9 protein-coding genes and 2 pseudogenes are annotated in these 8,644 nt (G+C 60.2%); 5 read left to right on the top strand and 6 right to left on the bottom strand.

Going from position 1 to position 8,644, the window contains the following annotated elements:
* Nucleotides 1–243: 243 nt before the first annotated feature.
* The 4 genes from merA to HMPREF2537_RS09415 all read right to left on the bottom strand — a co-directional run bounded on the left by merA (nucleotide 244) and on the right by HMPREF2537_RS09415 (nucleotide 3,690).
* Nucleotides 244–1,686 carry a mercury(II) reductase gene (gene merA, locus HMPREF2537_RS09400; RefSeq protein WP_070528164.1) on the bottom strand — a complete coding sequence of 481 codons (1,443 nt, stop codon included), beginning with the start codon at nucleotides 1,684–1,686 and terminating at the stop codon, nucleotides 244–246.
* 119 nt (nucleotides 1,687–1,805) lie between these two features.
* Nucleotides 1,806–2,354: a TlpA family protein disulfide reductase gene (locus tag HMPREF2537_RS09405; protein ID WP_070528166.1), complete on the bottom strand. Its 549-nt coding sequence runs from the start codon at nucleotides 2,352–2,354 to the stop codon at nucleotides 1,806–1,808.
* On the bottom strand, nucleotides 2,351–3,301 hold the full coding sequence (locus HMPREF2537_RS09410) for a cytochrome c biogenesis CcdA family protein (protein WP_070528172.1): 951 nt from the start codon (nucleotides 3,299–3,301) through the stop codon (nucleotides 2,351–2,353). Before HMPREF2537_RS09410 ends, HMPREF2537_RS09405 begins: the two co-directional genes overlap by 4 nt.
* Nucleotides 3,298–3,690 carry a hypothetical protein gene (locus HMPREF2537_RS09415; RefSeq protein WP_070528200.1) on the bottom strand — a complete coding sequence of 131 codons (393 nt, stop codon included), beginning with the start codon at nucleotides 3,688–3,690 and terminating at the stop codon, nucleotides 3,298–3,300. Before HMPREF2537_RS09415 ends, HMPREF2537_RS09410 begins: the two co-directional genes overlap by 4 nt.
* A 226-nt stretch (nucleotides 3,691–3,916) precedes the next feature.
* Here HMPREF2537_RS09415 and HMPREF2537_RS09420 point away from each other — a divergent pair, with 226 nt between their 5' ends.
* Nucleotides 3,917–4,300, top strand: coding sequence for a heavy metal-responsive transcriptional regulator (locus HMPREF2537_RS09420; protein ID WP_370505896.1), 384 nt, complete (start codon nucleotides 3,917–3,919; stop codon nucleotides 4,298–4,300).
* A 62-nt stretch (nucleotides 4,301–4,362) separates the two neighbouring features.
* On the opposite strand, the gene HMPREF2537_RS09425 is transcribed toward HMPREF2537_RS09420, so the two are convergent.
* The gene (locus HMPREF2537_RS09425; protein ID WP_246820285.1) at nucleotides 4,363–4,611 is read right to left on the bottom strand and encodes a thioredoxin domain-containing protein; all 249 of its coding nucleotides are present in this window, start codon (nucleotides 4,609–4,611) and stop codon (nucleotides 4,363–4,365) included.
* Nucleotides 4,612–4,814: 203 nt separating this feature from the next.
* On the opposite strand from HMPREF2537_RS09425, the gene HMPREF2537_RS09430 reads away from it, so the two are divergent.
* Both HMPREF2537_RS09430 and HMPREF2537_RS12840 read left to right on the top strand, forming a co-directional pair.
* Nucleotides 4,815–5,111, top strand: coding sequence for a hypothetical protein (locus HMPREF2537_RS09430; RefSeq protein ID WP_005531125.1), 297 nt, complete (start codon nucleotides 4,815–4,817; stop codon nucleotides 5,109–5,111).
* A 530-nt stretch (nucleotides 5,112–5,641) separates the two neighbouring features.
* Nucleotides 5,642–5,719 (top strand): annotated as a pseudogene (locus HMPREF2537_RS12840) (IS6 family transposase); the annotation flags it as partial.
* Between the two features lie 293 nt (nucleotides 5,720–6,012).
* Here the strand turns inward: HMPREF2537_RS12840 and HMPREF2537_RS09435 are convergent.
* A complete protein-coding gene (locus HMPREF2537_RS09435; protein WP_005531126.1) occupies nucleotides 6,013–6,417 on the bottom strand; it encodes a MerR family transcriptional regulator in 405 nt (134 codons plus the stop codon).
* A 169-nt stretch (nucleotides 6,418–6,586) separates the two neighbouring features.
* Here HMPREF2537_RS09435 and HMPREF2537_RS09440 point away from each other — a divergent pair, with 169 nt between their 5' ends.
* Nucleotides 6,587–8,146 (top strand): SulP family inorganic anion transporter, encoded by a 1,560-nt coding sequence (locus HMPREF2537_RS09440; RefSeq protein ID WP_070528177.1) that lies wholly within the window; start codon nucleotides 6,587–6,589, stop codon nucleotides 8,144–8,146.
* Between the two features lie 116 nt (nucleotides 8,147–8,262).
* A pseudogene (locus tag HMPREF2537_RS12685) lies at nucleotides 8,263–8,527 on the top strand (IS6 family transposase); the annotation flags it as partial.
* Nucleotides 8,528–8,644 lie beyond the last annotated feature (117 nt).

Genomic DNA, 8,644 nt, shown 5'->3' on the forward strand with positions numbered 1-8,644 from the left:
GTAATAAATGCTAACGCGCTTGATCTATGCGAAGACAGAGATCGGGAACACCCCCCCGGATCATTTTCAGACAGGGACGAAAATAAGCCATACCGAAGCCAGCGACTAGTTCCACTGCCACAAGGCAGAAGGAACGCAGATAAACATAGCCTGCCCCAGCATGGGGCTAGGAGTACGAATCCTGGGCTCCTTCAAGCGGAACTGCCAACAACGTAATGGGATTAGGCTGGGATCTGGCGCGGGTCAGGAGGCGCAGCAGGAGAGTTTGGAGACGTCGGTGGTGAAGGACTGTGCGGCGATTTTGATCCCTTCGGCCATGGTCAGGTATGGGCACCAGAGGTTCGCGACCTGGTCAACGGTCATGCCGGCCTCGAGGATGTAGACTCCGGCGGCGGCCAGGTCACCGGCCTCCTTGCCGACGGCGGTGATCCCCACAATCCGTCCGGTGTCGGCGTCGGCGACGATTTTGATGAAGCCGCGGGTGTCCCGGTTCACCAGTGCCCGGGGAACGTATTCCAGGGGCAGGACCCGGCATTCACACCGGATGCCCGCCTCGTTGGCTTCCTTGTCGGTCATGCCGACCGCGGCCAGTGACGGGCTGGTGAACGTCACGCGGGGCAGGTGCCGGTAGTCGACCTCGCGCCCGGCGTTGTTGAAGGCGTTCTCCACCATCAGGGTTCCGTGGGCGGACGCGACGTAGACGAATTCTCGGTGCCCGGTCACATCCCCTGCGGCCCAGATCCTGGGGTTGGAGCTGGCGAGTGTGCTCTCGACCAGGATCTGGCCGGTGTCGCCGGTCTTGACGCCGACGGCGTCCAGGTTCAGTCCGTCGGTGACGGCGCGTCGGCCGGTGGCTACCAGCAGCTTTGCGGCGCGGAATTCCTCCTGGCCCCCGGCGACCGTGGCGGTGACAAGGACCTCTGCGCCGGCGGGATCTGTGCGGACCGAAGTTACGGCTGCGCGGCGGACCACGCGGATGCCCTCGTCGGCGAAGACGCCCATCAGCGCACGGGAGGCTTCCGGTTCCTCGTGCAAGGCAAGCCTGGAGCGGACCAGCAAGGTCACTTTGGATCCGAGGCGGGCAAAAAGCTGCGCCTGCTCCAGGGCCACGTACCCGCCGCCGAAGACGATCAGGGACTCGGGCACCTCGTTCAGTTCCATGGCGGTGGTCGAGGTCAGGTAGTTGACTTCATCCAGTCCCGGCACCGGGGGTGCCCACGGGGTCGAACCGGTCGCGACCAGATAATGGGCGGCGGTCAGGGAGTCGCGGGTGCCGTCGGGTCCGGTGATTTCCAGGACCGGTTCCTCCGGGGTGCCGGCGAACACCGCGGTGCCCTGGCGCAGGTCCCATCCGTAGTCGGCGGCCAGATCCACGTATTTATCCGAGCGCATTCCCTCGACCAGGGAGCGTTTCCCGTCTATCAGTACACCCATGTCCACCGGGGCGGCGGAAGTGCTGATCCCGGGGAACCTTCCGGTCGCATCCACAGCTACATGCCGGGCTTCGGCGGCGGCCAGCAGGGCTTTGGAGGGAACGCACCCGGTGTTCACACAGGTCCCGCCCACCGTGGAGCGTTCGATCATCACGACCCGATTGCCCAGCTTGGTGGCCCGGATGGCGGCGGCGAAGGCGCCGCCTCCGGAACCGATCACGGCTAAATCAAAATCTGGTGCTGCCTCAGGCATTAGTCCTCCATGGAGTCTCGAATGAACACCCCGGGGGCGTTCCTTTTTGCATGCTGTCCCCAGTCTGCACCTTCCCCTGCACGGGAAGGTCAAGAACGGGAGCGAAGAGATCGGTGTTGCTACGGAAGTGTTGTGTCAAGAAATGCCTTCAGGGCATCGGCCTTCATGGGCCGGGAATCGGCCCGGCCCAGGATGTCACCGTCAGGTGCGATGACGACGGTACTGTCCAGGGATGTGACCGCGTACTTTTGGGTGAGTTCCCCGGTCCGGTCGACAACGAAGGGGTATCCGGGTGTGCCGGCCAGTTCGCGGAACTGGTCCACTTGGGTTTTTGTGTTCTCCGGCGTCACGTCCACGGCGACGAAGTCTGCCTTATCGGCATATTCCTGTTCCAGTTCCTTCATCGCTTCTGCCTGCGGAACGCAGGTATAGCACCAGCTCGCCATGAAATACAGCACTGTCGGGCGGGTGGAAGGGACGGTGAGGGCCTTGCCGTCCACAGATGTGATCTCGATCCTGTCCACGTTGTTTGCGCCCGCTGGCCCGGCGGCGGGAGCGGTTTCGCTCCCGCGGTTCAACGCAGTGAGGGCCAGGACCAGGATGAGGGCCGCGGCCGCTACGACGGCAGTAATGGTGAAGATCCGCCGGTGGTTTCTGGTCGTTGTCATGGGTTTCCTTTCTGGTTGGTGCGCCCTGGCGCCGTGTCGGGAAGAAGATGTTCCGGGCCGCAGCACGCTTCGGTGCTGTCGCTGCTCTCAGCCCCGTCCGTGATTGCGCTGTTGTCCTGTGCCTTGCTTTTACTGCGGCGCCGCAGGGCCAGGGCCGCGGCGGCGAGGACGGCGGCCACCGCGGTGAGGGTGATGATGGGCCAGTTGCCCGAGATGAAACCGGACAGCGCCGCGCTGGCTTCGGTGACCGTCCCGCCCATGATCTCCCCGGCCTGCCCGCCGGACAGGGCCGGAACCCAGTAGAGCAACAGGTAGATCCCTGCGAGGATAAGCGCGGCTCCGCCGAGACGATTAACAAACGGCAGGATCCTTCGGACGTGGCGTGCCAGGGCGTCCCGCGCTACCGCTGCACCGAGGGACAGAAGGACCAGCACCACCGAGGAGCCCAAGGCGTAGGCGGCGAAGACCGCCAGCACGGTGGACACAGCCTGGGCGACAACAGCCAGCAGCACGGCCAGGCTGCAAGAGAGCGCAGCCACCGCATAGGCCACCCCGTAGCCAAAGACCGCCCTGAGGCCCGAACTGGTCCCGTCCGTCTTCAGAATCCGGGGCAGGTTCAACCTCGCCCCGGGCAGCTGCCATCCGAACACCATGCCAAGGCCGGCAACCACAATAACCGCTCCGATCAGCGCCGCCGCCCAGGGAAGCGCCGACGCCACCGACCGCAGGCCTACAGCGGCGAGCAGGCCGGCCGTAACAAAGACAGTGGCGAAACCGGCGCTGAGGGCAACCCCGGCCTGAAGACCTGCAAGCAACGGCCGCTTCCGTCCCGCACCGGGGCCTGAACCAATGAAATACGCCAGATAGGTTGGCAGCATCGCAAACCCGCATGGATTCACCGTGGCAAGCATTCCGGTCAGAAAGGCCAGACCCAAAACACCCGTCATCCCTGTGACCCCGCATCCTCAGAAGCACCGGCCCGGGACTGCCCGGACCGCTCCTGCTCCGACGATGAATGAGGTGTTGGAGTAGAACCCGCGGACAGGCTGGCCCCCGGGCGGGAACGGGCGCAACAATCCGTCCCCGGGCTGCCCCGACGCTGCGCCCGCAGGAGCAGGGCCCCCGCGGCAAGGGCTGCGGCGGCAAGGGCTGCGGCGGCAATGAACCAGAGGTTGCCGGCCATTGCGCCGGCCGCGGCGAAAACACCGGCTGCAGCCGTCAGAACGGGTACCCCGCAGCACACCAGCGCCACCATCACAACACCAAGGAAGGACAGCAGAGTGCCTGCCGCAAGCACCAGGCCAGAGCGCTCCCGGCCCTTCACTTTTATTGACATGATCATCCCTTCATATGTCCGGCTCGTGTCCGGGGCCCCGACAGGGGACCCCAACACGAAACCAGACGGCCAGTAGTACGTCACACCCCATCATCGACCTTCCACTAAGGGGGAAGGTCAAGCTGGCGACGGGACCTGTTGGTTTGCGGGTGCCGATGCGGAACGTTCCAGTACGATGGAAGGGTCATATGCGATTTTTGGAACGAGATGAGGACCCGAAATGCGAATCGGTGAAGTTGCTGATGCTGCCGGTATAACAACCAAGACGATCAGGTTCTATGAGGACCGGGGCCTGCTCCCACCGGCTGAGCGCTCGGCCAACGGCTATCGTGACTACGCCCACGACACCCTCAGCCGCCTCGAATTCATTCGCCGCAGCCAAATCGCCGGGCTGACCCTGGCGCAGATCCAGGGCATTCTGCGGATCCGCGATAGCGGTTTGACGCCTTGCACCCACGTACGGGATGTCCTGGGGAAACAGTTGCAGGACCTGGACCGGAAAATCGCGGAGCTCACCGCGCTCCGGGTGACCGTGGCCGAACAATATGCAACCGCCGAGGTGGCCGACCCTCAGCGCTGCGATGCTGAACAAATCTGCAGTTACATCTGAGCCCGCCGCAGGCTAAGGGGCTTCACTGAGCCGGCTCCCGCCGCGGCCAGTGCCGTCCGCAGTTACGCAGCACCCGGCTCCACGGCACGGAAGACCTCCGTGCCCGCGGCGTCCAGGATTACAGCGGTGCTTAGCTGGTTTATCCGGTAGGCGGTGATGAGCCGCGTATCGGTATCAGAGGCAAAGGCCAGGGATGACGCCCCATTTCCGGCCAGGAATTCCCTGATTTCATCGGCCGTCTCGTAGGACGCGATGTCCACCGCGACATAGTTCACGGCAGCAGGAGAGCTTCGCTGGACCTTGGCAAGCACCCGGGCTCCCGGCTCGAGGGTCAATCCCCATGGTGATGCCGTGGCCCGGCGAGTGAGCGAGGTCAGGCCGGTTGGCGGCGGCTTTCGGTGGGAATGATCTGGGGTAGGAACCGGACGTAGAGGATCATACTCTGATTCTTATTCTCTCCGAGACAGATAACACTTGCAAAAGTTGATTACACCCCACTTTTACAATAAGGTACATGTTTGAATTTCGCGTATATTCGCCGACTTTAAAGACAACGTTCTTCTACGGTAGGGAGCCAAGCTTTGAGCAGGCCTGGGACAAGGCCGTGGTCTACATTTTGAATGATGCCCGTTGGAAAGACCAAAGCAATATCATTGATGCCATAGCTGCAACGGAGACAAAGTCAGAACATGCCACAAATGGGTGGATAGACGTCAGCCTTGGCCGGAATATGCAAAATGTTTACGAGCAACACGAAGTTGCGGTCATGATTGATAAAACTGCACGTGTCATGAACAATTTAGGACACTGAGTTAAGTCGGTTAGGGTACACCACGTTACGAGATAATCTTCCAACTCTTGCTCAAGCAGTCAGTCCGGTAGAAGTGATAACTCACGTCCCCCCTACCAACCGCAGTCCCGGACGCGACCGTGGGGCACTTGCTAGTGCCCTCAATTCTGCTCTCGGTCATATATCCGAAATCGTCTCACACCAGCGGCTTTAGAATCTTCAGGTGATAACACCGGCGCGTCCCACAATAAGCCCAGATCGTTTTTCAGTGATAGATCCTGCTGCAGTCGCCGGTCGGCACGTGCTGCTAGTGGAGGACACTTGGGTCAGCGGAGCCAGTGCGCAATCAGAAGCGGTATCTCTGCACCGAGCAGGCGATCACCATGTCACTGTCATGTGTATCGCCAGGATGCTGAAAGCCAAGTGGGAAGACGGGACTTACTTGGCATCTCAATACGCCACCTTGCTGCCTCCACAGCAAGACACTACAGTTTTCAATCCTTAAACAAGGAGATCTGAACATACTTTTAGACGGCGCTGTTGCAAAGTTGGGCCAGGGCACGATGTTTACCTACGGGCACCCGAACCCAGACGCGGTGATCGTCAGCCGGATATTCGAGACAGCTTAAGCACCCCGGAGCAAGGACAACTAATGTCTTGAGGGTAGGCTTTTCGACCCTGGCCCAACTTTGCAACAACACCGCGTAGGTAAAATAACGGGTTAAGTGACAATTTTCGATTATGTGACCTTGGATGACTGTGTCGTTTTGAGGAGTCGTCTGCACGGATTTCAGAAGTCCTCTGCACTATCGCCATCCACTCCGGAGAGGCCGCGGGCGTTCGTCCACTTCATCTGGAACGCGACTCGACAGAGCGCATTCAATCGGATGGTCTCTTTCTCCCTGCGAAGGATGGGGGCACTTTAGGGTGCCAGGGTGTTGACCAGATCGAGGAATTCCTCAGCGTAGGCAATTTGCTTGCGTAGCTTTTCGTAGCGGGTGCGCGTCTCCTCACGAATGTCGGCAAGGGTGGCCTTGGCATTACTCCGTGCCTGCTGTGCGGGATCACTGTCCTGCCCGCCATCTGAACTATGAAGAATCTCCGCAGCTTCCAGGAATTCTCGCATCTGATCCAGAGTAAACCCCAGCGGTTTCATCCGTCGCACCAGCAAAACACGACGTACATCAGCCTCACTATAAAGCCTGAACCCACCAGGGCTACGCCCCGATGGGGTAATCAGGCCGACGTTGTCATAATAACGCAAGGTGGGAATCGACAACCCAGTCTGGTCAACGACCTCGCCGATCTTGAAATTACTGTTTTGCATTGCCTGTTCTCCTTCACGGTGATGTTGCCCACGGGTTCCTGTGCCTGGGTTGGCGGTTGAGTAAAACTCCCGCTACCATGACCACCATCACCAAACCTAAAGTTACTAGAGGGTTGGATTCCTTTCGGGCGTTCGCCCAGTTACCTATCCCCTCAAAGATTGGACATCTATGACTGAAACTAGCACGGCGGCCCCCCGCCCCCTCCTGAGTCCAGACGGCGCTGATGCCCCTACCGGGATCATCGCATCCTTCCGTTACGCATTTTCTTCCCCCGCCCGTATCCGTATAGAGATTCTGGCCGGACTGGCGGTATCCCTGGCGCTGATCCCTGAGGCCATTGCCTTTTCCATCCTTGCCGGTGTTGACCCAGCCATGGGTCTGTTTTCCTCGGTAGTCATGGCCATTGCGATCGCCTTTACCGGTGGCCGCCCGGCAATGACCACCGGCGCCACCGGGGCTATTGCCCTAGTCATTGCTCCTGTGGCGCGTGGTTACGGGATGGATTATTTCATCGCCACCGTCTTGTTGGGCGGTGTCCTACAAATCGTGCTCGGAGCCCTCGGTGTGGCGAAACTTCAGCGTTTTATCCCCCGATCGGTGATGCTGGGTTTCGTCAATGCACTGGGCATTATGATTTTCACCGCCCAACTCGAACACCTCATTGATGTGCCTTGGATGGTCTACCCACTCGTCGGCTTGGGTGTGGTGATCATGATTTTCTTCCCCAAGCTCACCAGTGTGATCCCCGCCCCGCTGGTCACGATTATCGTGCTCACCGGTTTGGTCATTGCCGCCGGTTTGACTGTCCCGACGGTCTCGGACATGGGCAAGATGCCGGAGACCTTACCGTCCCTGTTTATTCCGAACGTGCCGTGGACGTTGGAGACCCTGCAGATCATCGCGCCTTATGCCCTGGCCATGGCCGTGGTCGGTCTCATGGAATCGTTGATGACCGCCAAGCTCGTCGATGACATCACCGACACTCATTCCGATAAAACTCGCGAATCCTGGGGACAGGGGGTGGCTAATATTGCCTCCGGTTTCTTCGGCGGCATGGGCGGCTGCGCGATGATCGGTCAAACCATGATCAACGTCCGCGAATCCGGGGCACGTACCCGCCTATCCACCCTGTTAGCCGGTGTGTTCCTGCTGGTCCTGGTCCTGGCACTGGGCGACATCGTTGGCATGATCCCGATGGCTGCGCTGGTGGCAATCATGATCATGGTCTCGGTCGGCACCATCGACTGGCACTCGGTGCATCCACGCACCCTTAAACTCATGCCGGTCTCTGAGACCATTGTTATGGCCGTGACGATTATTGCGACCCTAGCCACCAGCAACCTGGCCATTGGTGTGGTGCTGGGTGTGGTCACCGCGATGATCATGTTCGCCCGTCGGGTGGCACATATCGTTTCCATTGAAAAGGTCTCCGATATCGACGGCGACGGCGATGGCGAGATTGATACTCGTACCTACCGGGTGCATGGCCAGTTGTTTTGGGCATCAAGCAATGACCTGGTTTATCGCTTTGATTACACCGATTCTGCCCGTCATATCACTATTGATCTCACTGAGGCGGAGATCTGGGATGCCTCCACGGTCGCGACCTTTGACGCGATTACGCAGAAGTTCCAGGACAGAGGCAAAACCGTGTCCATTATCGGGCTCGACGGCCCCAGTCAGGACCGGCTGAACCGACTGTCTGGCCGGCTTGACACCGGCCACTAACATCCCTCGACTCGAGCACATCGACTTGGCGCCCCAACTTATAACCGGGGCGCCAGTTTATTGGTGCTGTTGCACAGTTGGGGCAGTAGGAAGAGTGACGTGAAATAGTCACAGCCATGGGTATCTTCTCCGGTCGTCATTTCCCCCGTGACATCATTCTATGGGCAGTGCGGTGGTACTGCCGCTACGGGGTGAGCTACCGCGATCTGGAGGAAATGATGACTTCAGCGGGGCGTGCCGGTCGATCACACCACGATCTACCGCTGGGTCCAGAAATACGCCCCTGAGCTGGACAGGCAAACACGGTGGTACCGGCAGGTACCTGACTGCCAGGCCAGTTCCTGGCGGGTCGATGAGACCTATATCCGAGTCGGCGGCAGGTGATGCTACCTCTATCGGGCGATCACCGCCGGTGGCCAGACCGGTATAGGATAGTCGCTTTATAGGTCCATGCTGATTCGCGCTCTGGGGTACACCCATCTGTACGCGCTGACCTGC

Source organism: Corynebacterium sp. HMSC074E01, from assembly GCF_001808885.1.
Taxonomy (GTDB): Bacteria; Actinomycetota; Actinomycetes; order Mycobacteriales; family Mycobacteriaceae; genus Corynebacterium.

What these genes read in the sequence shown, in the direction of transcription:
- HMPREF2537_RS09440 (WP_070528177.1), top strand. Translation starts at nt 6,587, where the DNA reads ATGACTGAAACTAGCACGGCGGCCCCCCGCCCCCTCCTGAGTCCAGAC.
- HMPREF2537_RS09405 (WP_070528166.1), bottom strand. Translation starts at nt 2,354, where the DNA reads ATGACAACGACCAGAAACCACCGGCGGATCTTCACCATTACTGCCGTC.
- HMPREF2537_RS09435 (WP_005531126.1), bottom strand. Translation starts at nt 6,417, where the DNA reads ATGCAAAACAGTAATTTCAAGATCGGCGAGGTCGTTGACCAGACTGGG.
- merA (WP_070528164.1), bottom strand. Translation starts at nt 1,686, where the DNA reads ATGCCTGAGGCAGCACCAGATTTTGATTTAGCCGTGATCGGTTCCGGA.
- HMPREF2537_RS09415 (WP_070528200.1), bottom strand. Translation starts at nt 3,690, where the DNA reads ATGTCAATAAAAGTGAAGGGCCGGGAGCGCTCTGGCCTGGTGCTTGCG.
- HMPREF2537_RS09430 (WP_005531125.1), top strand. Translation starts at nt 4,815, where the DNA reads ATGTTTGAATTTCGCGTATATTCGCCGACTTTAAAGACAACGTTCTTC.
- HMPREF2537_RS09410 (WP_070528172.1), bottom strand. Translation starts at nt 3,301, where the DNA reads ATGACGGGTGTTTTGGGTCTGGCCTTTCTGACCGGAATGCTTGCCACG.